The following is a 25,960-nucleotide window of genomic DNA, read 5'->3' on the forward strand; positions in this document are numbered from 1 at the left end:
TAGAAATATTAGGTTGATTTGTTCTGACATGATAGGACATAATTTATCTAACTTGAGACATTAAAGGAATCAACTATGATTGACCTGCGCCAACTCAACTACTTCGTTGTTGTAGCAGAAGAGGAACATGTTGGGCGTGCAGCGGAGCGTCTGCATATCTCCCAATCCCCATTAAGCCGCCAAATTTCTCAATTAGAAGAAAGACTTGGCTTAATGCTTTTTGAAAGAAGTCAGCAACGGATCCGTTTAACGTCTGATGGACAAACGTTTTTAACGGAAGCTCGTTCACTTCTCACTCACGCCAATCGCCTAGAATCTTTAGGTCGTCGCTTAGGTCGAGGAGAAGATGGTGGGCTATGTGTGGGTTACATTGAAAATGCCATGCATTCAGGCGTTCTACCTAGTTCTCTGAGTGTGTTGAGGGATTCGCGCCCTGATGTGCATATTGCGCTTTATAGTCAAACTCCAGAACGCCAATTAGAAGGGCTACGTCAACGCAGCCTTGATTTTGCAATGGTTGATACACCGCCTGAAGGTAAAGAGAGTGAGTTAGAATATTTTCAAGTACTCAATGATCATATGCTCGTTGCGATACCTCATCATCATCCTCTTGCTGAAAAAGCGGAGATCACCCCTGAAGACCTCACCTCCCAGCAGTGGATTTCCGTCTTACACAACAACGATAATTCACATTCGAGGGATGATTTTGTTGCTGCTTGTGTGAAAGCTGGGTTTCGACCGGATATTCGGTTAGAGGCAGAAGAACCGTTAACTGCATTAGGTCTCGTCGCTGCGGGTCTTGGCGTCACATTGATACAAAATGGTTTGCGGTATAATTTACCGAAAGGGGCTATTGTACGAGAGGTGCCTTGGATGAATATGACGACTCAGATTTGGGCTGTGTGGCATAAGGCAAATTTACGCCCGTTGGTTATTCATTTTAGGGAGATCTTAAGTCAAATCCAACATGACTAAATTGATATGTTAAATCGAGAATATCAATAGCCACTTGGTATTGTGTGAAATGTGTTTTTCTATATACAAAATATGACGTCATCTATAGCCGCAGGTACCAATATGATTATTCAATGCTATAACGATAAAATAAATGAAAGCAAAATAGATGAATTGACTCGCTTATTATATGAATGTGTTCTTGGTGGTGCGAGCGTGGGGTATACCCATGCAGAGACACAGATTGATGACATGAAAAATTATTGGATTGGCGTTAATGGTGCATTAACAACACATGCTTTTAAGCTCGTGACGGTGGAAGTGAATAATCAAGTTGTCGCTACTGTAGGATTAGATTTATGCTCTAAATTAAATGGTAAGCACCGAGGTGAAATTTGCAAATTACTCGTGTTACCTCGCTATAGAGGCAACGGTTTTGCAAAACAATTGATGAGTAGAGTTGAACAAATTGCGTGGGAATCAGGGTTAACACTTCTCACACTGGATACGGTGACTAAGGGCATGACGGTCAATTTATATCGCTCTTTAGGATGGCAGGTCAGTGGTGAGATACCTCAGTTTGCATTATCAGTTAACGGCAATTTGGAATCGACGACACTGATGTTCAAGCTTAGGCCATAAAACTTAAATTCAATCTTATCCATTATTATTGATATGAAAATAGATATAAAACCCTACAAACCCAGCGATGCAGCAGAACTGCATAAAATATTTTATACCTCCATTCATTCTATAGCCGCTTCTTACTATACGAAGGAACAACTTGATGCTTGGGCACCAAAAATGTTCAAGGCTGAGGAATGGCAAAATAAAATGGATTTATTAATGCCATTTGTTGCTTATAGGGGGAATGAGATTGTTGGCTATGCGGACCTTCAAGATGATGGGTATATTGACCATTTTTTTGTTGCTCAGCCTTGTTGTGGCATTGGCACTGCACTGATTCATCAGATTATCAACGTAGCCCAATTTAAGAGGATTAATAAATTATGGGCTCATGTGAGCTTATCCGCTGAAATGTTTTTTAAAATCAACCAATTTGAAGTCATTAAGCGGCAGAAAGTGACTGTCAGGGGAATGGTGCTTCATAATGCGGTAATGGTGAGAATGTTATAACGATGGTGGTCTCTTTATGGTGATAAACAATATATGGCGATCAACAATGGCTAATAATAAATCCTAATAAAAGCGTATTTTTTCATTACATAACATTCTAAATAATGTGGCTTATTTTCAGCAACCATTAAGCCTTGGTAAATGTGAAAGGAAACATTGCTATATTGATAGCTACCTTTTTGTGAATACTCCACCTCTAACGTTTTTGTTTCGTGATCATCATGCACGGAATTCAATTCTGATTCTGCAGTATATAGCCTACCCATATGTCATTTCTCACGCCTAATAGAGGTATTTAATGCCAAGATTTAGAGGTTTCTAGGCACTAACCAATAATATTGATCTCTAAATTAGACTAATTCATAACAATAAGCATTAATTGCTAATGAATAATAATCTAAAAAAGATGATTTTTTATGTATTATTATTTTAAATCAAAAGGTTAAATATATCACAGTACTGCTGGATTAATTGCATGATTAAATTGGATTATTTTTAAAAGGTCAAAATTAACAAATAATATTTATAATTGTTTTTATGCAGTTTTAAAGATAAAAAAATGGAGTTGTGAATATAATAAACACTATTTACTATCAGTTTACGAATGATTAACAAATAATATAAAATAGAATAGTTTTTTATTAGTAATATTGGTCGTGTATAAGGAATCATGTCGAAATGGCAATAACTAGAAGAAAATTTATTATCGGTGGTTCTGTAGTCGCTGTGGCTGCAGGTGCTGGAATTTTAACACCGATGTTGACTCGCGAAGGGAGATTTGTTCCAGGAAAACCACGTTTTGGCTTTGTAGAAGGTACAGAAGGTGCGTTGCCACAACAATCTGATGTGGTTGTTATTGGTGCAGGTATTTTAGGTGTAATGACAGCAATCAACCTTGCTGAGCGTGGCTTATCTGTTGTTATCGTCGAAAAAGGTAATATTGCGGGAGAGCAATCTTCACGCTTCTATGGTCAGGCTATCACCTATAAAATGCCAGATGAAACCTTCTTATTGCACCATTTAGGTAAACATCGCTGGCGCGAAATGAATGCAAAAGTGGGGGTTGATACCACTTACCGTACTCAAGGTCGTGTAGAAGTTCCTCTGGATGAAGAAGATCTGGTTCACGTAAGAAGCTGGATTGACGAAAGAAGTAAAAATGTGGGTTCAGATATTCCATTCAAAACTAGAATCATTGAAGGTAGCGAGCTAAATCAGCGTCTTCGTGGGGCGAAGTCTGACTGGAAAATTGCTGGTTTCGAAGAAGATTCCGGTAGTTTCGATGCTGAAGTCACTGCATTCGTGATGGCTGAGTACGCGAAGAAAATTGGTATTAAAATTTATACCAACTGTGCAGCGCGCGGTTTAGAAACTCATGCTGGCGTTATCTCTGATGTTGTGACTGAAAAAGGTGCGATCAAAACGTCTCAGGTTGTTGTTGCTGGCGGTGTTTGGTCTCGTCTGTTCATGCAAAATCTTGGCGTAGATGTTCCAACATTACCGGCTTATCAATCACAGCAATTGATCAGCGCAGCACCAAATGCACCGGGTGGGAACGTCGCTCTTCCAGGGAATATTTTCTTCCGTGAGCAAGCAGATGGTACTTATGCAACGTCTCCTCGTGTGATCGTGGCGCCTGTGGTTAAAGAATCCTTCACTTATGGCTATAAGTATCTGCCACTGTTAGCGATGCCTGACTTCCCAGTACACATTTCATTAAATGAACAACTGATTAACTCGTTTACACAAGATACGAGCTGGAAGTTAGATGAAGTGTCTCCGTTTGAGAAAAACCGAGACATGACCGCTTTACCGGATCTGCCAGAATTGAATGCTTCTCTGGAAAAACTGAAAACTGAGTTCCCTGCATTTAAAGACTCTAAATTAGTTGACCAATGGAGTGGAGCAATGGCTATCGCACCTGATGAAAACCCAATTATTTCTGAAGTTAAGGAATATCCAGGTCTGGTTATCAATACAGCAACTGGCTGGGGGATGACTGAAAGCCCAGTTTCAGCAGAAATCACTGCGGACTTACTGTTAGGTAAAGAACCGGTTATCAATGCTAAACCTTTCAGCTTATATCGCTTCTAATCAGAGCATCGTATATTGCTGATGTGAAGATGAAAAAGCCCTCATTTATGAGGGCTTTTTGTATAAATAGCAGATGAAAACTAAATAAACACAGTGCAGCCTTGGTCCTGTAATTGGTCAATAATACGAGGCTTAACCAAAAAATTATTCCATCGCAAATCCAGCTTTTCGAGCTGAGGTAAGTTAAGTAGGCAATCTGGCAGGCTGCTGAGGCAGTTAGCACGCAAATCTAAATACTGTAAAGAGGCTAATTCACCAATCGCGTCAGGGAGCTGAGTGAGTGAATTAAACCGTAGATTGAGCGTGGTGATATTCTTCAGTTGGGCTATATTGGGAGAGATATGACGAATTTGGTTGTTATTCAGATCAAGTATTCTGATCTTTTTTAAATAAAAGATATCATCAGGAATTTCCTGAATTGCATTATTCATTAAATGAACTTCACTCACTTGAGTTAACCCACTTAATTTACCTGAAATATCTGTAATTTGATTATTGTATAGGCGTAGTTCCTGCAAATTAATGAGGTGCGATAAGCAATCAGGAAGTTGGTTGAGCTTATTATCAGTCGCATTGAAGTAGCGTAAATTTTTCAATTTTTTCAATGAATCGGGCAATTCTTCGAAGCCATTATCACTCAGATACAGAAACTGTAAATGAGTCAACTCACCAATAACATCCGGTATTTGCGTTATTTGATTGTGCCCAAGATCGAGCATTTTCAGCTGAGTCAGTTTTTGCAATGAAGTCGGAATATGGGTTAATTGATTACAAGATAAGTTGAGAACTTGTAAATCAACACATTCAGATAAAATGCAAGGATACTCAGTTAAAGCATTGTTATAAGCACTAATGACGTGGTAAGAGAATGGCGGAGTGACAAACGAATCGATGTTTTTATGATTGCTTGAATCCAGATTCAGATTCAAGCATGAGTTGGAATGTTGGTGTAACATCGAGAATCTCTCTGTTGAGGGGAGTATTGCAAGAACATTACCTATGAATTTACACACAGGCAATATTTTTGCAAAAAGAAATTCTTGAAAGGCAATCTTAGTCTAAGTCACCGAAATGCTTGGTAAATTGTGTTTCATATTGGCTAATAAAACGCTCGAGTTTTTCTGGGGCATCTCTAATGTTGGCTTCTGTAATCCCTGCTTTTGCCATTGCTGCTTTTAATTTGGCTTCAGTTCCTTCATTAATATCAATATTCGCAATAACAAGGAAAATGGTTTTTAAATCGTCACAGCCGCTCTTTGTTTCACAAATCTTCGCAATTTTCTGCTCATTAGACATATAAATAGAATAACTGAAGGCATCTTTGGTGCACACAACGTCATTTCTCTCTTCTGAGGTCATATCTTTAGCTATGGCACTGAAAACGCTATTAGTGACCTCGGTATAATTTGCAAAAGAGGTACTATTTTTAGGGGTTGGCAAACCGCTTTTCGTTAAACTTTGATTAGTTATAGGCAAACAGGTTGCGTTAGCCATAGCGCCAGAAACAACCGTACCGCTTAAAATAAGGGATAAAAGTAATTTTTTAAACATAACAAACCTTTCATTTTTGAACTGATAAAGCAACGTACAATTTAAGCGCAATAGAGGATATAGGATTAACGGTATTCTTTAGATTTTATTTAGACTTTGTAATTGATATCTAATTATTTTGCATGCTTTGGAATGTTGGGTGTTTATACTTGTTTTTTTAGGTATAAAAAAGCCATTAGAATTTTATGAGCAATAGTAAACTATGCTAGCGAAGTACATATTAAACACCCTAGAGAAACCGGCTACTTGCGAAGTTATTTTTGAGCAACTCCAGCAAGATGTTCAATCAGAAGTTATGCAAGTTATTCGGCGGTGGCGTTTTCATGATGCTGTTATTCTTCAATGCACTGAAGAAATCGAGCTTTCTATTCCAAATAATGATAGCCAATGTCCTGAACGCTGGATTATCTGGCAGGTGATTGATTCTGCTGGTCGTTCCGTTTTTCCTCAAAGAAAAGAGTTTTTTAGTTTATGCCAACAAGCATTTTGGTTAAAAATGCAAATGGAGAAAACGTTGAAAGATTGATATCTACCATCCGTACCTTCTTGAGAATATTCTGAGATACGCACGCTTTTATTAGATAAAACTGCGTAATTTTTCTTATATTTTAAATAAAATTTATAATTTATTAAATTAGTTTAACAAGACGATAGGCAATCGGTTTTTTATATCCCGAAAATGGATTTTAAAACAGTGACTTCCATTGGGTTGCATTCTAACTAATTGAAAATAAACTTTAAATTCAGTTTCTCCAAATTCCGCATTTAAGTTTCCTTTTTTCTGATTCCTTTAACAAAAAATGTGAATTTAGCTTATTGCCATTTGTAAGGATTAATATAAAGTTTTGTCGTTTTTTAATAAACTCGACATGGATGTAAAAAAATTAATGATTAAGACGCGCTCAATATTTGTTGGATTAGTGTTTTTTCCATTCTGTTTTCCTACACAAGCTACAGCTTCATTGTTAAAACCAGACAATACAGACAACTTATTTAACCATCAGAATCAACAGCAGCAGGCTCAGCAGCAACAGTTTGAGGCTAAAGCCCCTGATGTGAGCCTGTCGGCTCCAATAACCCAAACGCAACTGCAATTTCCACCGGAAGCTCCGTGTTTCGTCATTCAGCAGGTATCCATCACTGGACAAGAGGGATTGCCTCACTGGGTACCTGTTCAGCGCTTAGCCGATCAAGGTGTGGGTCATTGCCTTGGTGTTGAAGGGATCAACCTGTTGGTCACTGATATACAGAATCGCCTGATTGGTCATGGGTGGATCACCAGCCGTGTTCTTGTTCCTGAACAAGACTTATCAACGGGTACCCTTAAGTTGGTGGTGATGCCGGGACATGTTCAAAAAATGGTGTTTAAGGATGGCTCATCCAAATACAGTACCTTGTACACCGCCATGCCTGCACGTGAAGGAAACTTAGTGGATTTGCGGGATATCGAACAAGGACTTGAAAATCTGCAACGATTACCGACGGTGCAAGCCTCTATGGAAATGGTACCGGGGGATGGCCCGGGTGAGACCCAAATCGTGATTAATCGCCAACAATCCCGCTTTTGGCATGCAGGCGCATGGGTGGATAACACGGGGACTAAAAGTACCGGAAAATACCAATCGGGTGTGATGTTGGCACTGGATAACCCAACGTCACTCAGTGACTTGTTGTATGTGACAGCCACCCGTGATTTGAGCTTCACAGACAGCAAAAACACCACTAACTACAGTGCCCATTATTCGGTTCCGTTTGGTTATTGGCAATTTGCGGCGACGGGAAGTGATTATGAATACACCCAATCTATCGCTGGGTTGAATGGGGACATTAAATACCGCGGTAAGAGCAAGAGCCTTAATTTCCAGCTGAGTAATGTGCTGTATCGCGATGCCACAGCAAAAACCACGGCATCCTATGACCTGTTTATGCGAGAGACTCGCAACTTTGTCCGCGATACCGAAATAGAAGGGCAAAAGCGCCGTACAACCGCATGGAAAGTGGGACTAAATCACCGTCAGTATGTGGGGCAATCAACCTTAACGGCGGGGGCAAGTTATCAAAAAGGAACCCGTTGGTTTGGTGCGATGCCGGCATTTGAAGAAACTAACGATCCCAATTCATCCGATTATACGACTGCACTTGCTGAAATTATCCAATTCTCAGCCTCTGCTAGCGTGCCATTTAAAATCGCAGAGCAATCCCTGCGCTTTGACACACAATATCTACGCCAAATCAGTGACACGCCACTGACTCCACAAGACCAATTCAGCATTGGTAACCGCTGGACGGTACGTGGTTTTGATGGTGAACGAACACTCAGTGCCAACCGCGGATGGACGCTGAGAAACACGTTGTCATGGGTAACCCCAGTGCCTGAACAAGAACTCTATTTAGGCGCGGATTATGGGCAAATTGGTGGTCACGGTGCGCGTGACAGCTTAGGCACCATATTAGCAGGCGGTGTACTGGGGTTACGCGGCGCAATTTCGCCTGCCAACCTGAGTTATGACTTATCCGTGGGTACCCCGTTCTCAAAACCTGACGGGTTCAAAACGGATCCGGCGACATTGGCTTTTTCTGTTAATTGGAATTATTGAGGTCTATTACGATGAACAAATTATTTTATCGTTTAATTTTTAATGCGGCGCGCCAGATGGTGATGGTAGTTGCAGACATTACGCGTAGCCATCATGCGGGACCAGTATGCCAAACAGTTCATTCAGTCGCCGATGAAAGCCATTGTCGTATTCGTTGGGCTGTAAAACCTGTCGCTGTGACCTTATGGCTATCTCTGGGGATGGTGAATTTCCACGCACAAGCTTCGGAGATTAAAGCTGATGGCAGTGCGCCAGGAAATCAACAGCCGACGATTCTAAATACCCAAAACGGCTTGCCGCAGGTCAATATCCAAGCACCCAATCGTGATGGGGTATCGCGTAACCAATATAGCCAATTTGATGTGGACCAAAAAGGGGCGATCCTCAATAACAGCCGCAGTACCACCAATACACAATTAGGCGGGTTGGTTCAAGGTAACGAATGGCTGGCAAAAGGCGAGGCGTCCATCATTCTGAATGAAGTAAACAGCCGTAATCCAAGCCAACTTAATGGTTTCATTGAAGTGGCAGGAAAGCGTGCGGACGTCATCATTGCTAACCCTGCGGGGATCACTTGTAATGGCTGCGGGTTTATCAACGCGGATAAAGCTTTATTGTCAGCGGGTAAAACCCTGATTGAAAACGGTAAAGTGAAAGGCTTTGACGTTGATAAGGGCAACATCAATGTTGTTGGTAAAGGCTATAACAGCAACGGAACCAACTATACCGCGCTGATTGGGCGCTCGGTGAACATTAACGCCAAATTGCATGCAAAAGATTTAGCCATCACGACGGGGAAAAACACTGTCGGTGCAGACGGTCAAACCATCATCAAAACCGATAATAGCCAAACGGATGATGACCCGGCATTTGCGTTGGATGTCTCTGCACTTGGCGGTATGTACGCTAACACCATCAAAATGCGCGGAACTGAGCACGGCGTCGGTGTTTGTAACGCCGGGCATATTGGGGCTGAAGCGGGCAATATCACCTTATCGGTAGACGGTAAAATTGGAAATATAGGCGTGGTCACGGCGAGCCAAAACGTTGATATCCAAAGCCAACAAACAATTAATAACCAAGGTACCGTTCTAGCTAACCAACATGTCCAGCTAACCGCCAAACAGGCAATCACCAATACCGATAAAGGGCAAATTGTTGCTGGGCGTGATACTTCACTCAACGCGAAAGCGGTGACGAGCGATAACAGTGCACTACTGGCGGCTGGGGTGGATAGCAAAGGTAAACTCACATCATCCGGTCACTTAACGGTGACAGCGAATGAAAATGCCGCACTCAACGGCGAAATTGTGGCGAAAGATACGTTTACGGCTACCGCGGAACGTGTCGACCTCTCGAATTCCAATACCCAAGCGCACGATATTGTTGTGACGGCAACCCAATCGGATATTGCCACCAAAGCTGCGCATATTTTGGCGACGGACAATGCAACATTAACGGCCCAAAAAGGCCTGAATAATCAGTCCGGGGAAATTGTCGCGAATAATCTGACCATTACGGCACCCGATTTTATCAATAACCAGCAAGGTAAATTGGTTCAAAAAGGTCACTCCGCGAATCAGTTACACACGCAAACATTGAATAACCAGCAGGGTGAAATCAACCTTGCGGGTGACACCTCCATCAAAACCCAACAGCTTGATAATCAGTCGGGCAATGTGATTAGCCGTGATGGGAAGCTCACAGTACAGGGCCAAACGGTGAATAACCAACAAGGCACCGTGTTGGCATCGGGCAAGCAAGGGATTGAGATAGCGGCTCAAAAACTGGATGGGCAGAAAGGGGAAATTTTAACTAACGGCGGACTGAATATTACGTCGTCGTCATTAAACTTAGACAATGCCACGACGCAAGCAGCCCAAGTGACGATGAAAGCCGATGATTTTTCTCATCGTGGTGGAGATTTACTGCAAACAGGAAGCCAGAACACGCGAATCGATGTGGTAAATCATATTGATAACGCACAAGGTAAGATAGCGACGAAAGGAGATTTAACTCTTCAAGCGCAACAAATTGATAATTCAAAAGGTAAAATTTTTACCCATGATAATCATCAAATAAAAATCACCGCCAATAACAAGCTCGATAATACCCAAGGGACAATCCAAACGGATAAAAACCTTGCGATAAACACGCTCAACCTTATTAATAAACAAGGGACGTTAAATGTTTTATCGGGTAATAGCCAATTAACGGCGAACAATATTGTCGGGGATGAAGGGGTTATTGCTGCAAAAGGCAATTTACGTATTGAGAGTCACCAACTTGACCTAAGTCGTGGTTTAACCCAAGCCAGTCATATTACCGTGATGGCAGGGCAGCTTATTCATAACGGTGGTGTACTACTTCAAAGTGGTGAAGATAAAACAATCTTAAACGTTAAAGGTGCTCTGGAAAACAATAGCGGTGAAATTTCCACTCATGGTGAACTCGCGATTAACGCCAACAGCGTCAGCAACCAAGATGGCAAAATCATCGCCGCAAAATTAGGGAAACTGACTCTCAATATCCTACAAAAATTCGATAATACCCAAGGCACCTTATTGGGGAATCACGGTATTCAACTCACCACTCAGCAGCTCAATAATCAATCTGGGAAAATCATTGGTAGCGAAGGCGATAACGTCATCACAACGCAGCAACTTAACGGGCAAAAAGGTGAAATTTTATCTAACGGTAAGCTGGTACTCCGTGGTGAACAGCTTAACCTTGATAATGCAATAACACAGGCAAGCCAGATAAATATTGAAGGTAAAAGTTTATCTCATCAGCATGGTGAAATGCTGCAAACTGGCTCATCGCAAGGCGAAATTAGCTTGATGGAACCCCTTGATAACCAATTAGGAAATATTAGCAGTCAAGGTACGTTGGAGATTAATGCCGAGCAGATTAATAACCAAAAAGGAATACTGGTCGCCTCAAAAGTAGGGGAACTGATTCTTGCAGCAAAACGAGGGGTCGATAACCAACAAGGCACACTGTTTGGTGAAAAAGGGCTGGCTATTACATCGGCAACCCTAAATAACCTTGATGGTAAAGTGATTAGTAAGCAAGGTGATACGGCAATTACAACCCAATCGCTGGCAGGCAAGACAGGAGAAATTTTATCTCAAGGTCGCCTGACATTAACTGCAAGTGATGCCGATTTATCTCATGCCACCACTCAAGCGGATAATATCCAAATTACTGCAGAGACATTAAACCACCAAGATGGCACGCTGGTTCAATTGGGCGAGCAACAAGGCAACATTAATGTTAAACAAGGCTTGAATAACCAAGCAGGCGATATTAGCAGCAATGGAGCATTATCTATTTTTGCTCAGCAACTCGATAACCAAAGCGGTAAAATTTTTAGTGCCAAACAAGGGCGTCTAAACCTCGAAATTAAACAAGCGCTCAATAATACCGATGGCAGTTTGATTGGACGCCATGGCGTGTTTATCGAAACACAATCACTGATTAACCGTGCAGGTAAAATCATCAGTAATGTGGGAGATATAACCCTAAACAGTGAAACACTGGAAGGCGAAGATGGTGAGTTGCTGGCCGGGAAATCGCTGAATATTCAAGGTAATCAGCTGATTTTAAACCAAGGCATAACCCAAGCTGAGCGTATTCAAATCACAGCAAACTCGCTTGATCACCAAGGCGGAAAACTGTTACAGACAGGCAACCAATCTGGTGTGATTTCCTTGACTGGTAATCTAAATAACCAAGAGGGTGAAATCGGAAGCAATGGTGACTTGCACTTGAAAGGCGCTGTATTGGATAACCAACGTGGCCAAATTATAACAGCGCAGCAAGGTCAATTATCGATTGATGCCAAAAAGGAATTAAAAAACCAGCAGGGCGCAATTGTTGCAGAAAAGGAGATCAATCTCACGGCAAAACAGGTTGATAACCAACAAGGGAAAATTGTTTCTCGCCAAGGACTGGTTGATATCACGAGCGCACAAGCCGTGAATAACCAAGCTGGGTTAATTGCAGCGGCGCAGCTTTTACAGTTGAGTAATCAACAGATAAATAACCAAAAAGGTTATCTGCAAGGTGGACAGATTGATATCGACACCCACCAAGCGCATTTTGATAATACAGATGGATATGTGTTAGCGACTCAAAATCTCACACTGAATTCAGGTAAAATCGACAACCACCAAGGCACCATTCAATCTGGCGGAAATTCCGTCATAGATACACACGGTACTGCGCTGATAAATACACAAAGTGGTGAAGATAAAGGTATTTATGCCCAAGGTAGCCTGTCACTGAAAACCGCCAATCTTGATAACCAATCTGGTCGAGTAGTGGCGAAACAGCAATTAACGCTCAAGAGCCAGCAACTGAATAACCAAAATGGCTTAGTGGGCAGTCAGGCTGACCTGCGTTTAGACGTCACTCAATTAGATAACACTGAGGGCGTTATCAAAGGTAAAACCGTCTCCATTGATACTCAAGGTCATCGCTTAACCAACCAAGCTAAAAATGCGGGTCACGGTATTTTTGCGGGACAGCATTTGGCGCTGATGGTCGGAGATATCATTAACCGCCAAGGGCAAATTCACGCCAATACGATAAGTCTAGATACTCAGAAAAAACAGGTAGATAACACACAAGGGGAAATTCTTGCGGCAAATAGTTTATCTGTACAGTCGGGGGAGATAGATAACCAGCAAGGGCGCTTACAAGCGGGCAATCAACTCAGTTTAAATACCCATGGGCAGCAAATCCGTAACCAAAATACGCAAAAAAGTGGTGGTATTTTAAGTGCTGGAAGCCTGATGGTAAATTCGGGTGACTTACATAATCAGCACGGTCAAATCCAAAGTGCGGAGGCATCGCATCTCACGACGCTGCAATTTGATAACCAAAATGGGCAAGTTTCGGCTGGCAATATGGTTATCAATACACAGAACCAAAACTTACTCAATCAGCAGGGTGTGATTGCGGGAAATGATCGCGCTGAGTTAAAAACGGCGGGTCTCGAAAATACCCAAGGCGCGATTCAAGGGAAATCAGACCTCGCGATTACGGCAAAACAGGTGACTAACCAACAAGGCACCGTATTAAGCCAAGGAACATTAAGTCTTACAAGTCAATCACTGGATAACCAAAAAGGCGTTATTCAGTCGCAAGGTACTCATCAACTTAATCTTTCCCAGAGCCTGGACAACCAGAATGGACAGGTGTTATCAGGTGGCAAGCTGGCGATTAATGCGAATGAAATAGAAAACACGAGCGGTGTTTTGCAGAGCCTAAATGATGCAACGCTGGTGGCGAAACGCAATATTCTCAATCAACAAGGTTGGATCAAGGCGAACGAGTCTCTCGACATCACAGCAAACCTGGTTGATAACCAAAATACCCATCAATCAGCTAAGGGGATTGATGGGAAAAATGTTGATATACAAGCGAACTCACTGAATAGCCAAGCTGGTGCTATCCGTGCTGGACTTGCCATTCGCGCTATTGTCACTCAGCAGATAAACAACAACCAAGGTATGTTATCTGCGGGATCATTATTGGCGCTAAATGATAATGCTAAAGGCAAGCTGCTGGATTTAACCAATCAGCAAGGTGTGATTGTTAGTAATGGTTCTGCCGCGATTAATGCCAATCAATTGACAGGCGAAGGCAAAATCATTGCTCAGAAATCACTGGTATTAGATATCAATCAACAGGTTGAAAATACAGGTCGCATTCAAGCAGGTGAAAGCCTCACTGCTAATTTTAGACAAGGTTTTACGAACAAAGGGCTATTTTCCAGCTTAGGCGACCTCGCCTTAACCACCACAAATATCATCAATGCATTATCCGGTGAAATTAGTGGGCAAAAAACACACATTACCGCCAGCAGCAATACCCTCAACACTGGGCTAATTGACGGTGTTCAGACCTATATTCAATCACAATCGCTAAGTAACTTAGGGACTGGGCGCATTTACGGTGATGAATTGACGATTGCCACCAAGCAGTTAATCAATGACAAACAAGATGATAGAGCTGCGGTGATTGCGGGGCGTCAAAGTGTTAACTTGGCGGTTGATGACTTACTTAACCGAGACCATGCACTGATTTACAGTGATGGTGATTTAGTCATTGGTTATGCGCTTAACAACCAGCTACAAGCCTATGGTCACGCAAAAAGCGTGAAAAACCACAGTGCCAATATTGAAGCGGATGGCAATCTCACTCTACGTACCGATTTGTTGGAAAATAAAGATCTTTACTTGAAGCTGACAGAAAAGCCCGTTGAAGTGAGCCGTGAAAAATTTGATTGGTATGATTGGGGAAATGGGCGCCGTTATAAATTACAGCCACGTAACGGTAACCGCACTCGTTATGCTATTAATGAAGACGGTACAATCAATAAAAATGTGGGTATTCACTATGAGAAGTCAAACCGTTGGCGGATGTTTGAAAATGGTAATTGGACAAAAAATTTCTATGAGTACCAATATGACCGAATTATCTCTGAAACGCAGGTATTAGAGCGTGATGCTGCATTAATTACCAGCGGCAAGAATTTAAAGCTGGAAGGTCAACAGTTAAATAATGAAAACTCCCGGATTGTGGCTGGGCAAGATCTCATATTAACAGGGTATAAGCTGACTAATGATGAGGCTAAAGGGATCCGCCATACGCTTGATAAAGGCAATACAATCGAGCGTTATAAAGGGGGTAAAAAATGGAAGACGAAAACGCATACGTCTAAATACCAAGGACTTAACATAACTGAAGATCTGCCTTTATTTTTGTTAGAAGTCACCAAAAATGCAGGCAAGATTGCTAAAACTGAGATTGGTAAAATTAATCTTCAGCAATTGGGGGGCACTGCTTCCTCTGTTTCTGATTCCAATATTCAGAACAACCAAGGTGCTTCAGTCACACAACAAGGCCTCAAAAAGGGGACAAATGTTCCTTTAGAATTACAGGCTGGGCAACAAGCTGAAGTGGCGCAATTACCGAATATCAGCACAAAAGTGGATGTTAAAGACAATCAACATGTCGATAAATTAACCGATATTCAAGGTGCTAACGTTAGTGATGGTCAATCTATTGGAGCAAAAAACGATGCGGGGCAAATACAAACCATAACGCCAGAAACGGCGTCTGAAACCAAAGATAATCTCAATACGGTGATCAGAACGGTAGGCCCAAACATCAAGCTACCGGACAACAGTCTGTTTAACATCACACCTTCAAGTGATAGCAAGTATTTGATTGAAACCGATGCCCGTTTCACCAACTACAAAAAATGGTTATCCAGCATCGATATCGTCACTCATGAGCAGCTCCATAAGCGCCTAGGTGATGGCTTCTATGAGCAGCGTTTAGTGCGTGACCAACTCATTGCCACCACTGGACAGCGCTTGCTAGGAAACTACCAAAGCGATGAAGAACAATATCGCCACCTATTAACCAACGGCGTTGCGTATGGCGAGAAGTTTAACCTCACGCCGGGGGTTGCACTGACACCGGAACAGATGGCAAATCTGACAAGCGATATTGTCTGGATGGTGAACAAAGAAGTCACGCTTTCTGATGGGCGAGTCGAAAAAGTGAGTGTCCCACAAGTATACGTCAGAGCGCGCCAAGGGGACTTAAACGGTAATGGTGCTCTGTTGGCTGGACGCAATGTTAGCGTTGATATGGCAGGGGATATTCTCAACAGCGGAGAGCTCAGCAGCCGAGAATTCACTGATTTACGTGCAGAAAACATTCAAAATAGCGGTAGCATTCAAGGCAAAAATGTTCAATTGAATGCATTAAAAGATATCCACAATGTTGGCGGAGCCATTCGTGGGTTAGATAACGTTTCGCTTTCTGCGGGACGCGATATCATCAGTGAAACTGCGCAGCGTACAGAGGGGGATGCCAAATGGCTCGACCGCCCAGCCAGTATTTATGTAACGGGCGATAATGGTCAACTAACCCTAACAGCCATTCAAGATATTAACTTGATTGCCAGTGATTTGGGCAATTTAGGGGTAAATGGTAAAACTCAGCTTATTGCAGGGAAAGATATTAGCTTAACTACCCGTGAGGTCGCATCCTCTTTTGATTACACTCGAAATTCCAGTAATTATTATCGCGGAAAAACATCCGCGGAAGTCGGAAGTCATATCCAAACTCAAGGTGACTTGACGCTGAGCGCAGGCCAAGACTTATCTGCGAGAGCGGCTGATATTTCCAGCCAGCAGAATTTATCTGTCAATGTTGGGCGTGATATCAATATTACCGCTGGGGAGCAAACTGGGGATTTCGTCAAACACACGAAGAGTACTGAAAAAGGATTCTTATCGAGCAAAACGCAAGAAACTCATGATGCCGTGACGGATAACACCGCTATCAGCAGTACGTTGAGTGGGGATAAAGTCAATATCACAGCAGGGCATGATGTGATTGTGAGCGGCAGTAATGTACTGGGCACTCAAGATGTGGCCATCAATGCGGGTAATCAGCTGAATGTCACGACAGTGGACGAAACCCAAGATGAAACTCATATCTCGAAAACGACAAAATCGGGGATAATGGGCACCGGTGGTATTGGCTTCACGGTGGGGAAAACGTCAGAAAAAGTGACCCAAGAAAGTGAGAGTAACCAGCAAAAAGGCAGTGTGATAGGCAGCACTGCGGGGGATGTGATATTAACGGCGGGTAACACGGCGAATATTCACGGCAGTGATGTGATTGCGGCGAAAGATATCAAGGTGACCGCCAGTGATATTCATATCACAGCGGCGGAAAATAGCCGAACCGACCTGACCAAAGTGGAAACAAAGTCCAGCGGACTGACTGTTTCATTGGGCGGTACCGCAGGCGCGGCTCTCGATAGCATGGTGCAGACGGCACAGTCAGCCAAAAGTGAAGATGATAGCCAGTTAGCCGCACTCAAAGGCATGAAAGCTGGCTTACAAGGCGCACAAGCCGTACAAGGCGTTCGACTCTCTGAGGCTCAAAATAAGGCCCCCTCCATCGGCGTAAATGTTTCTTACGGCAGCAGTTCGTCTTCTTCAACCACCAAAACCGAGCAGCATACCGCTTCGGGTAGCAGCTTAAGTGCGGGGGACAATATCACCCTCACGGCCACAGGTAATCAATCCGGCAGCCAAGGTAATCTTGCCGTGCAAGGCAGCCAATTGGATGCAGGAAAAGATATCACGCTGATGGCAAAAAATGATATCGATTTAAACAGTGCGAAAAACACTCAAACCGTGGATGGCAAGAACAAAAGTTCTGGGATGTCTGTGGGGGTGGGTTATGGCACGGATGGATTTAGTGTTAACGCCAGTGTGAACCAAGGTAAAGGCTTTGAGAAAGGCAACAGCCAGTTCTATACCGACACCGAGGTGACGGCGGGTAAACAACTGACGTTAGAAAGTGGTAAAGACACCACACTGACAGGGGCGCACCTCAAAGGCGAAACCGTCAAAGCCACGGTCGGCGGCGACTTAACCCTGTCGAGCCAGCAAACCATCGACCAATACGATTCCAAACAGACCAGCATGAGTGCCGGCGGCAGCGTTAGCCAAGCGGGTGGTGTAAATGGCAGCATCAATGCCAGTAAAACCGAGATGCACAGCGATTATCAGTCCGTGGACAAACAAACGGGTATCCAGGCAGGCAAAGGCGGCTTTGATATCACCGTCGATAAACACACCCAACTGGATGGGGCGGTTATTGCCTCGACCGCAGACAAAGACAAAAACAAGCTCGACACGGGTACGCTGGGCTTTGGGGATATCAAGAACCAAGCCGACTACAAGGTTGACAGCCAAAGTGGTGGATTCAGCACGGGCAAAGTGCCTATCGGCGAGCAGTTTGTCACGAACGCAGCGGGCTCTTTATTGACCAATGTGAACGGCAGTGGCTCGGCGAGCAATACCACGCACTCGGCGGTGTCTGAGGGTGAAATTGTTATCCGCGACAAGGATAATCAGCAGCAAAATGTGGCGGATTTAAGCCGCGATACGGACAATGCCCATGAGAAACTCAATACGATTTTTGACAAGGAAAAAGAGCAAAAACGGATTGAGAAAGTGCAGCTTATCGGGGAGATAGGTCAGCAAATTACCGATATTGCGGTAACGCAAGCGACAATCGATGCGACAAATGATGTGAACAAAAAGCACCCTGAACTGACTGGACAAGCGCGTGAAGAGGCAATCCAAGCTGCGATTCAAGGTTCAGGCTGGGGTGTCGGAGGCGATAATCGTCGAATGGTGGAAGCGGGCACGGCACTGGTTCAAGGGCTTGCTAGCGGCGATGTTAACAAAGCCATTGCCAACGCTAGCGCGCCGTATATCGCCAATGAAATCGCCAAAAATATTGGGGAAGACAATAAAGCCGGTCGCCTTGCCGCCCATGCGATAGCGAACGTTGCATTAGCGCTAGCAAAAGGGGAGAATGCGGGAGCCCAATCGTTAGGTGCTTTTACGGGTGAAGCGGTTGGGATGTTATCCGAGAAGCTTTACGGTAAAGAGCCAAGCCAGCTGAGTGAAAGTGAAAAAGCGACCGTCAGCGCGTTCGCGAGTTTGGCTGCGGGCATTGCCGGTGGGTTAGTTGGTGGTGATACGTCGACGGCTGCCAATGCTGCGCAGGCTGGGAAAACGACGGTTGAGAATAACTTATTATCCAATAAATTTGGTGTTGATAAGTTAGATGAAAAAGGTAAAGCGCTTCATAAAAAATTAGAAGATGTAGGCATTGGTAATAGTGATGATTTACAAGCTCAATATGTTGGCTGTAAAGGTAATTCCGATTGTGAACGCAATGTTCGTAACGAATACCGAGCTCAAGAAAAAGCTGCAGGCGAAAAATTAGTTGCGTTATACCAGTCAGGCCAGTTAAGCAAAGAAGAATTTAACTACCTAGTCACAGAATATGCAACGGCGATGCTATCTGGGATTGAAAAAGGTGAAAAGCTAAGTGATACCGGCTTTGATTGGATTGGCGATATTTATCGTTTATCCGGTAGTGATTGGACAGTCGCAGGACAAATAAATAATCCTTATCTTAATGCAATAAGAAGTAGTGAGCTTATTGCGGAATGGAAAGCTCAAGGACTGAGCGATGAAAAGATCCAAGAAAAATTATTGAAAGACAGTACATTTGGTGGATTGATAGCTCCTGTTGATGTCAAAAATATTCTTAATCTAGTAGATAATGGGGCGAGTAGCGAGGATCTGGCGAAGGCTGCAACGGGAATTGCTCTTGCTAAAGTATTGCAAGGAAAGAAAAATAACACGAGTAAGCCTGATGTAGGCGAACACAAAGTTGTTGAAATCAAATCAGGTGGTAAAGGTGATTGGAATAAACAACTCAATAAACCAGAGCCAAATACGACTTATAAAGTTGATGGCAACAACACCTATAAGACGGATTCTCAAGGGCGAGTGCAGAGTGTAGAAGCAAAACTTTCATTAAATACCAATGATAGAAATAGTTATCAGCAATGTAAAGCTGGAAAATGTGGCGTTGCGGGTGATGAAGGTGGGCATTTAATTGGCACTCGATTCAATGGACCAGGAGAGAAACTTAACATTGTTCCAATGAACTCTAATTTAAACAGAGGTGAATGGAAAAAAATGGAAAACTTGTGGGCAGATGCATTGAAAAATAATAAGCAAGTGAATGTTAAGATTGAACCAGTATATTCAGGGACAAGTGGTCGACCAGATAAATTCAACGTAAGGTATACAATTGAAGGAGAAAGACCAGTGATCAAAAGCTTTACGAATACTCAAGGTGGAAAATAGACATGAACGTTCAAGTTATATACCAAAAAATTGGACAGTTACTTGTTGATTCCGGTCCATCTGATGCTAAAAAAATCATCGTTAGAGCTGAACTTTTTTGTGAACGAGATGGTTGTACTTATGAGTTTGATTATATAGATAAAAATAATGAGTTAAATTGGTACGATCCTGATGGTAAAGCTATAAGTGATTTGACTGATACATTAGAAGATTTGAGAAGTTTTTATATTGATAATATAAAATCGGAAGAAAGTTCATTTTGGCATGGATGTGAAATCACTTTAGACTTAGAAACAATGACAATCAATATAGATTTTAAGTACGAAGACTAAAGTAAAAGATCCCAGTCCCAAACTGGGATCATCCTTAGTCTACTTCGCTCACTCCTCAGTCAGCCGGATAATCAACTGTCCGGCTTGGCGGGTGAGGGTAAAGTGACTACCCACCTCAAATCTAATTTCCTTCAACCACTTACCGCTAATGGTCAGTTGGGGTTGGGGTTTGGGGGTAATCCACTGAATATCGTCTGGTTTTAATCGCTTCTTCTTTAGCTGCCTCAGTTTTTACACTACAATCGCGCGTAGCCATGGTGACTACTCCTTTAGTTGCACTGGTTAGCCATGTTGGGATGCCCGCACTCGAACATGGCGCTATCTAAATTTATTTAATCAAATTCTTAGTCTGATATTTTAAAATCAGTGCATCCAAAATCAACGTCACCGATTTTAACTCTTCTTCGTCCATCTGTTTGATGTCTTCAAACTTTAACTTTAACTTCAACTCGTCTTGTAGCTGACACTCTTCAAATATCAGCCAATCGGCGGACACGCTATTCAAATAGGCAAAGGCGGTTTCGATATCACCGTCGATAAACACACCCAACTGGATGGGGCGGTTATCGCCTCGACCGCAGACAAAGACAAAAACAAGCTCGACACCGGTACGCTGGGCTTTGGGGATATCAAAAACCAAGCCGACTACAACATTGACAGCCAAAGTGGCGGATTCAGTACGGGCAAAGTGCCTATCGGCGAGCAGTTTGTCACGAACGCAGCGGGCTCTTTATTGACCAATGTGAACGGCAGTGGCTCGGCGAGCAACACCACACACTCGGCGGTGTCTGAGGGTGAAATTGTTATTCGTGATAAGGGTAATCAGCAGCAAAATGTGGCGGATTTAAGCCGTGATACGGACAATGCCCATGAGAAAGTGCAGCTAATTGGATGGAAGTCAAAAAAACACCTATATTCAGAAAATAAGCTATCTACAGATTACTTTTTGCATATTTACCGATTGAGAATAATCTTCTGGTAAATTGAGGCGTGTTAATTAAATTAACTGCGTTTTTATAAGAAACTTAAAATACGATAGACAGTAAGATTGGTAAGTGAGAGTGCCACATGGCGATGGATAAAGTTAAAGAATTATTTGTAAATAATAGAGAATGGGCGACGTCCATTAAAGAGCAGGACCCTGATTTTTTTCGTCAGCTTTCAAAAGATCAACAACCTAAATTTTTATGGATTGGTTGCTCTGATAGCCGAGTTCCTTCTGAGAAACTCATAAAAGTGGGGCCTGGCGATCTCTTCGTTCATCGAAATATTGCGAATCTGGTTGTGCATACTGATCTTAATTGTTTATCAGCAATTCAATACGCCATCGATGTTCTTAAAGTCGAGCATATCATTGTGTGTGGGCATTATGGTTGTGGTGGGGTTGAAGCTGCTATTAATAATAAAGAATTGGGCTTAATTGATAATTGGTTACTGCATATTCGTGATATTTGGTTTAAACATAGCCGAATGTTAGGAGAGCTCAAACCCACTGAGCGAATTAATCGCTTATGTGAATTGAACGTGATTGAGCAAGTCTATAATTTAGGTCATTCCACAGTATTACAATCTGCTTGGAAACGAGGGCAGGATATTATGGTACACGGTTGGATATACGGTATTACCGACGGCTATTTAATCGATCTCGATATTACTGCGGATAGCCGAGCAAAACTTGAACTTTGTTACCGAGAAGCCATTGCAGCATTAACAACAAAAGCCCCGTTCACGACGGGCTGTTCTGCTAATTAATGGAATAAAAAAGCGCCGTTGAACAATACCGTTCCGCGGCGCTTTTTATGATGAATGATGTAGCAATCAAACGCGGGAAATTAAACGTTAACCACAACTCCAGCTCGGTATCTCACACTGTTTTATTTGTGTGTTTTCCGTTGAATTGATGGGCTTATGGTCAATGTGATTTGAAACTCATTTAGACAGTTTAAACATTTTGATTGTTTGTAAACAAATTTTAAAGAGACTAATATCCCTTTAAGTATATATTTATTTTCCTTTGAATGGAGCTTTCTATGTCAATTTCAGCGCGTAACCAACTTGTCGGAACCGTCCAGTCAGTTGTTGCTGGAGCGGTTAATGATGAAGTGGTACTAAGTTTAGGTAATGGTGAAACAATTTCCGCAGTGATCACAAAAAACAGTACTCAATTATTGGGGCTCGAGAAAGGTAAACAGGCTGTCGCAATTATTAAAGCGCCATGGGTTGTTTTAGTCTCTGATGAGCATGAATATGTGTTTTCAGCACGTAATCAGTTCAGCGGCCGTATTGATGAAATTGAAACTGGTAGTGTGAACGCCGTTGTTCATTTGACAACGAATGCCGGAACCAAGTTATCTGCTGTTGTGACGAATAATAGCGTCGAAGAGATGAAATTAGCGGCAGGAAGTAAAGTTACTGCTATTGTTAAAGCATCGAGTGTAATTTTAGCGACGAAAAAATAGATTAGACCGTCCTATATTATCAAGGTCGTAGTTCTTCTACGACCTATCTATTTTCCTATAACCTATCAATCAGAAAGTTGTTGCTTATAAAAAACAATTCGTTCAGTTTCAATAAATCCAAGAGATTGATGAAGTTTCTGTGAAATTTCGTTATCTAGATTGGTATCAGAAGCTAATTCTTTGCATGTATTCTTAATCGCCAATTGTTTGACATGGTTGATCAAGTCTTTAGCGTATCCTCGTTTTCTTGCATGAGGAGCGGTATAAATACCTTCTAAATAAGCGACTGGAGATGATGAGCAATCATTAACGTAATCCACTCGTATTGAGGTTTCTGCAAATGCGACGATCTGCTGATTATCATCAAAAGCAAAGAAGGCAGATAAATTCGGATTATTTAAAATATCTTTGATCTCAGATAAATGAGAACTTTCATCTGAAGTGGACCATAACGCTAAGCGTAATGCTAACCATTCAGTGATTAATTCAGACGTGCAAACTTTGGTCATAGTTTCTCATTCTAGATTCTAGTGCTAAAAATAAAAGTAAATTAAACAACGGTTAGATGCATAAATCCACCAGAAAAACGACCGCTTTCAGGAACAAAGCATAAGATTTTTTCGCCTTTATTTAAACGTCCTGAATGTAATAATTCATGGATCATGATATAGATTGAGGCAGAACCGGTATTTCCTCTTTCTGAGAGATTGGTAAACCAGCGTTCTTGAGGTATTGCAAAGTTGAGGTCAGTTAAACATTCAGATACTGGCTGACGAAAATATTCGGATGAAATATGAGGAAGGAACCAGTCTATATTATTCGCTGAAATTCCATATTTCTCGATGACTTTTTGTAGTGGTTTTTTTAATGCTAAAGCAATGATATTTTCATTAAGTAAACGCACATCTTGTTTAATGGAAAAAATTGAACGTGCAATCCATTCTTCTTGTTTCAGTTGTTTCCAACCAATTAATTTTCCATCACTGTCTTTTTCTGCCCCAGCATACATACATGTAGGAATTTCATTCGCGTACGAGGAGATATCAATCCAGTCGATGCGTAATGACAAGCTATGTAGATTGGGTTTATTTTTTAGCAAGAATGCACCTGCGCCGTCAGAAAGCATCCAACGTAGAAAATCTTTTTCAAATGCAATCTCTGGGCGCTGAACTAATTGTTCGACCAATGCCATATTTTCAGCTTGGAAATTACGGGCATGTAAAACGGGGGAGATAACTTCTGATGCGGCTGCAACTGCATTAGTAGTTGTCCCTGAACTGACTGACAAATAAGCATATTTCAACGAAGTTAAGCCAGCTAAGCAAATACCTGATGTTGAAACAACTTCACAAGGTGTATTTCCTAGTTCGCCATGAACCATAACGCCGTGACCTGGCATGAGTTGATCGGGCAGAGTTGTACCTGTGGCTAGGCATTCAATATCATTGAGGGAAAAATCATTATCAACTAATCCATGGATGGATTTTGCAGTAACTTGTGCATTGTTGAAATTAGCCACACCAGAGGAAGGGTTGAGGACATAATGGCGCTTTTTAATTCCATTGCTTTTCAGCACAATTCGAAGGGAACGAGATGCTTTTTCACCAATATAACCTAAAACATGTTCTATATCTTTGTTATCAACGGCTTCACCAGGGAGGAATATGGACGTTTTTGTAATATAAGTATCAAGTTTACTCATGTGTTCCCTATTTATTTAAATTAAATATTCTAAATGTTGATGTGAACAAAGGAATATACCTAAAAATAATAATTGGATAATAAATAAAATATTTAACCAACTAATAAATAATGTGTTTTAAATCGATTGGTTGGGTAATGAATTATATTGTTAAATATAGTCTTTATTTAAATTACGTAATAAAGCATCAATACCTTGGTGATAATAGTTTATGTCACTGATGTCATTATCCATATTTTGTCTATTTGATACAGCGAGCGCCGCGCCATGAGTAAAATCGACTAAAATATATACCCATAATGTGGCTTGTTCTGGGGAGAGGCTTAATTTCATTGCAAGGTTGATGAGCGTATCTGTGATCCGCTTTGCTTGTTCTGGAAATGTATTGGGATGATTAAATATTGATAATGTCAGCTCAGGGTAGCGTACAATATAGCCTCGATATTCAGTTAATAGCTGCTTTATTTGTTCAGACGGTGTATCCGATAAATTGGGTTTAATATCAGCATATAGATGATTGGCAATGGATTTGACTAAACATTCTTTATCTTCAAAGTAGTAATAAATTGTCATGGGATTGATCCCCATTTCTTTTGCGAGCGCTCGCATACTCAACGCTGAAAATCCATGATAATCGATAAACTTGATTGCCGCATTTATGATGATTTCAGCAGATATTTTTGGCTGTTTTTTACTGGGTCTTCCTACACTTCTTGTGGTCGCCATTTTATTTTGCATTGTCATTGTTGTATCTCATAGTGGGATTGTACAAATCCTGAGGCAAATGTTGTGGTCTGTATATGGCGTAAATGAATGTCGTTAGGAATTTCACCAAATAATGGGCGACCAGAACCTAACAAAATAGGAATTCTCGTGATAATGAGATCGTTAATTAAACCATCAGAAATAAAGGATTGGATGACTTTACCACCATCAATATAGGCACGATGATGACCTTCAGATTCTAGCTTGTTCATAATTTCTTTCGGGGATAAATCCAGAAAGTATACTTTACCGATTAATTCATCAGGGATGGTTTCTTGGGCGAGTGTTTTTGATAGCACAATAACAGGACGATGATAAAACCAAGGCTGGATATGTTTGATGGATTCGTAGGTACCTCGACCCATAATAATCACATCAATATTAGCCATAAATTCATCATAGCCATGATCTTCTCCCTTTGAATCTAATTGGAGTAACCAATGAATATCACCGTTATCACGGGCGATGAATCCATCAAGGCTAGTGGCAATAAAAACATGTCCGGTAGTCATTATCATTTTCCCCTTCAATTTATTATACGATGTATAATAAATTGAAGCGAAAATAATACAATAGAAACTGCGTGGAA

19 protein-coding genes and 1 pseudogene are annotated in these 25,960 nt (G+C 41.8%); 11 read left to right on the plus strand and 9 right to left on the minus strand.

From position 1 onward, the window contains the following. Positions 1–75: 75 nt before the first annotated feature. From PROVALCAL_RS04190 to PROVALCAL_RS04200, 3 genes are all read left to right on the plus strand, one after another. Positions 76–975, plus strand: a complete 900-nt coding sequence (locus PROVALCAL_RS04190; protein WP_006657874.1) for a LysR substrate-binding domain-containing protein — start codon at positions 76–78, stop codon at positions 973–975. Between the two features lie 102 nt (positions 976–1,077). Then, positions 1,078–1,596, plus strand: coding sequence for a GNAT family N-acetyltransferase (locus tag PROVALCAL_RS04195; RefSeq protein ID WP_039861579.1), 519 nt, complete (start codon positions 1,078–1,080; stop codon positions 1,594–1,596). Positions 1,597–1,629: 33 nt separating this feature from the next. Then, a complete protein-coding gene (locus PROVALCAL_RS04200; RefSeq protein ID WP_006657876.1) occupies positions 1,630–2,091 on the plus strand; it encodes a GNAT family N-acetyltransferase in 462 nt (153 codons plus the stop codon). A gap of 50 nt (positions 2,092–2,141) precedes the next feature. Here PROVALCAL_RS04200 and PROVALCAL_RS04205 read toward each other — a convergent pair whose 3' ends face one another. Next, entirely contained in the window at positions 2,142–2,357 is a 216-nt protein-coding gene (locus PROVALCAL_RS04205) for a KTSC domain-containing protein (protein ID WP_006657877.1), read from the minus strand. A gap of 412 nt (positions 2,358–2,769) precedes the next feature. Between PROVALCAL_RS04205 and PROVALCAL_RS04210 the strand changes: the two genes are divergently transcribed. After that, complete coding sequence (locus tag PROVALCAL_RS04210; RefSeq protein ID WP_006657878.1) at positions 2,770–4,185, plus strand: NAD(P)/FAD-dependent oxidoreductase; 1,416 nt, start codon at positions 2,770–2,772, stop codon at positions 4,183–4,185. Between the two features lie 80 nt (positions 4,186–4,265). Here the strand turns inward: PROVALCAL_RS04210 and PROVALCAL_RS04215 are convergent, their stop codons facing one another. Continuing rightward, positions 4,266–5,141, minus strand: a complete 876-nt coding sequence (locus tag PROVALCAL_RS04215; RefSeq protein ID WP_036960491.1) for a leucine-rich repeat domain-containing protein — start codon at positions 5,139–5,141, stop codon at positions 4,266–4,268. Positions 5,142–5,238: 97 nt separating this feature from the next. Further along, on the minus strand, positions 5,239–5,736 hold the full coding sequence (locus PROVALCAL_RS04220) for a hypothetical protein (RefSeq protein ID WP_006657880.1): 498 nt from the start codon (positions 5,734–5,736) through the stop codon (positions 5,239–5,241). 202 nt (positions 5,737–5,938) lie between these two features. Here PROVALCAL_RS04220 and PROVALCAL_RS04225 point away from each other — a divergent pair, with 202 nt between their 5' ends. The 4 genes from PROVALCAL_RS04225 to PROVALCAL_RS04240 all read left to right on the plus strand — a co-directional run bounded on the left by PROVALCAL_RS04225 (position 5,939) and on the right by PROVALCAL_RS04240 (position 20,445). Next, a complete protein-coding gene (locus PROVALCAL_RS04225) occupies positions 5,939–6,262 on the plus strand; it encodes a hypothetical protein (protein WP_006657881.1) in 324 nt (107 codons plus the stop codon). Positions 6,263–6,623: 361 nt separating this feature from the next. Further along, positions 6,624–8,333: a ShlB/FhaC/HecB family hemolysin secretion/activation protein gene (locus PROVALCAL_RS04230; RefSeq protein ID WP_117584502.1), complete on the plus strand. Its 1,710-nt coding sequence runs from the start codon at positions 6,624–6,626 to the stop codon at positions 8,331–8,333. An 11-nt stretch (positions 8,334–8,344) separates the two neighbouring features. Then, complete coding sequence (locus tag PROVALCAL_RS04235; protein ID WP_006657883.1) at positions 8,345–20,113, plus strand: two-partner secretion domain-containing protein; 11,769 nt, start codon at positions 8,345–8,347, stop codon at positions 20,111–20,113. 2 nt (positions 20,114–20,115) lie between these two features. After that, the gene (locus PROVALCAL_RS04240) at positions 20,116–20,445 is read left to right on the plus strand and encodes a hypothetical protein (protein WP_006657884.1); all 330 of its coding nucleotides are present in this window, start codon (positions 20,116–20,118) and stop codon (positions 20,443–20,445) included. A 48-nt stretch (positions 20,446–20,493) separates the two neighbouring features. On the opposite strand, the gene PROVALCAL_RS20240 is transcribed toward PROVALCAL_RS04240, so the two are convergent. Beyond that, on the minus strand, positions 20,494–20,580 hold the full coding sequence (locus tag PROVALCAL_RS20240) for a hypothetical protein (RefSeq protein ID WP_226890358.1): 87 nt from the start codon (positions 20,578–20,580) through the stop codon (positions 20,494–20,496). Between the two features lie 193 nt (positions 20,581–20,773). Continuing rightward, entirely contained in the window at positions 20,774–21,073 is a 300-nt protein-coding gene (locus PROVALCAL_RS19945; protein ID WP_243441089.1) for an XRE family transcriptional regulator, read from the minus strand. Here PROVALCAL_RS19945 and PROVALCAL_RS20245 point away from each other — a divergent pair. The 3 genes and pseudogenes from PROVALCAL_RS20245 to PROVALCAL_RS04260 form a co-directional block, all read left to right on the plus strand. Beyond that, a pseudogene (locus tag PROVALCAL_RS20245) lies at positions 20,954–21,352 on the plus strand (hemolysin); the annotation flags it as partial. The gene PROVALCAL_RS19945 and the pseudogene PROVALCAL_RS20245 overlap by 120 nt on opposite strands. 161 nt (positions 21,353–21,513) lie before the next feature. Next, entirely contained in the window at positions 21,514–22,197 is a 684-nt protein-coding gene (gene can, locus PROVALCAL_RS04255) for a carbonate dehydratase (RefSeq protein WP_006657887.1), read from the plus strand. A 278-nt stretch (positions 22,198–22,475) separates the two neighbouring features. Next, positions 22,476–22,904, plus strand: a complete 429-nt coding sequence (locus PROVALCAL_RS04260) for a TOBE domain-containing protein (RefSeq protein ID WP_039861583.1) — start codon at positions 22,476–22,478, stop codon at positions 22,902–22,904. 65 nt (positions 22,905–22,969) lie between these two features. On the opposite strand, the gene aac(6') is transcribed toward PROVALCAL_RS04260, so the two are convergent. The 4 genes from aac(6') to PROVALCAL_RS04280 form a co-directional block, all read right to left on the minus strand. Beyond that, positions 22,970–23,413, minus strand: coding sequence for an aminoglycoside 6'-N-acetyltransferase (gene aac(6'), locus PROVALCAL_RS04265; protein WP_006657889.1), 444 nt, complete (start codon positions 23,411–23,413; stop codon positions 22,970–22,972). A gap of 41 nt (positions 23,414–23,454) precedes the next feature. After that, positions 23,455–24,606 carry a beta-ketoacyl-ACP synthase III gene (locus tag PROVALCAL_RS04270; protein ID WP_006657890.1) on the minus strand — a complete coding sequence of 384 codons (1,152 nt, stop codon included), beginning with the start codon at positions 24,604–24,606 and terminating at the stop codon, positions 23,455–23,457. A gap of 150 nt (positions 24,607–24,756) precedes the next feature. Further along, positions 24,757–25,350: a TetR/AcrR family transcriptional regulator gene (locus PROVALCAL_RS04275; protein ID WP_006657891.1), complete on the minus strand. Its 594-nt coding sequence runs from the start codon at positions 25,348–25,350 to the stop codon at positions 24,757–24,759. Then, the gene (locus PROVALCAL_RS04280) at positions 25,347–25,883 is read right to left on the minus strand and encodes a dihydrofolate reductase family protein (RefSeq protein WP_036960502.1); all 537 of its coding nucleotides are present in this window, start codon (positions 25,881–25,883) and stop codon (positions 25,347–25,349) included. Before PROVALCAL_RS04280 ends, PROVALCAL_RS04275 begins: the two co-directional genes overlap by 4 nt. Positions 25,884–25,960 lie beyond the last annotated feature (77 nt).

Origin of the sequence: Providencia alcalifaciens DSM 30120 (genome assembly GCF_000173415.1) — a bacterium.
Taxonomy (GTDB): domain Bacteria; phylum Pseudomonadota; class Gammaproteobacteria; order Enterobacterales; family Enterobacteriaceae; genus Providencia; species Providencia alcalifaciens.

Excerpts from the sequence above, each read along its gene's own strand:
- PROVALCAL_RS04200 (WP_006657876.1), top strand. The coding sequence starts at position 1,630 with ATGAAAATAGATATAAAACCCTACAAACCCAGCGATGCAGCAGAACTG.
- PROVALCAL_RS04280 (WP_036960502.1), bottom strand. The coding sequence starts at position 25,883 with ATGACTACCGGACATGTTTTTATTGCCACTAGCCTTGATGGATTCATC.
- PROVALCAL_RS04240 (WP_006657884.1), top strand. The coding sequence starts at position 20,116 with ATGAACGTTCAAGTTATATACCAAAAAATTGGACAGTTACTTGTTGAT.
- PROVALCAL_RS04210 (WP_006657878.1), top strand. The coding sequence starts at position 2,770 with ATGGCAATAACTAGAAGAAAATTTATTATCGGTGGTTCTGTAGTCGCT.
- PROVALCAL_RS04230 (WP_117584502.1), top strand. The coding sequence starts at position 6,624 with ATGATTAAGACGCGCTCAATATTTGTTGGATTAGTGTTTTTTCCATTC.
- PROVALCAL_RS04225 (WP_006657881.1), top strand. The coding sequence starts at position 5,939 with ATGCTAGCGAAGTACATATTAAACACCCTAGAGAAACCGGCTACTTGC.
- PROVALCAL_RS04205 (WP_006657877.1), bottom strand. The coding sequence starts at position 2,357 with ATGGGTAGGCTATATACTGCAGAATCAGAATTGAATTCCGTGCATGAT.
- PROVALCAL_RS04235 (WP_006657883.1), top strand. The coding sequence starts at position 8,345 with ATGAACAAATTATTTTATCGTTTAATTTTTAATGCGGCGCGCCAGATG.
- PROVALCAL_RS04190 (WP_006657874.1), top strand. The coding sequence starts at position 76 with ATGATTGACCTGCGCCAACTCAACTACTTCGTTGTTGTAGCAGAAGAG.
- can (WP_006657887.1), top strand. The coding sequence starts at position 21,514 with ATGGCGATGGATAAAGTTAAAGAATTATTTGTAAATAATAGAGAATGG.
- PROVALCAL_RS04220 (WP_006657880.1), bottom strand. The coding sequence starts at position 5,736 with ATGTTTAAAAAATTACTTTTATCCCTTATTTTAAGCGGTACGGTTGTT.
- PROVALCAL_RS04275 (WP_006657891.1), bottom strand. The coding sequence starts at position 25,350 with ATGACAATGCAAAATAAAATGGCGACCACAAGAAGTGTAGGAAGACCC.
- PROVALCAL_RS04270 (WP_006657890.1), bottom strand. The coding sequence starts at position 24,606 with ATGAGTAAACTTGATACTTATATTACAAAAACGTCCATATTCCTCCCT.
- PROVALCAL_RS04260 (WP_039861583.1), top strand. The coding sequence starts at position 22,476 with ATGTCAATTTCAGCGCGTAACCAACTTGTCGGAACCGTCCAGTCAGTT.
- PROVALCAL_RS04215 (WP_036960491.1), bottom strand. The coding sequence starts at position 5,141 with ATGTTACACCAACATTCCAACTCATGCTTGAATCTGAATCTGGATTCA.
- PROVALCAL_RS04195 (WP_039861579.1), top strand. The coding sequence starts at position 1,078 with ATGATTATTCAATGCTATAACGATAAAATAAATGAAAGCAAAATAGAT.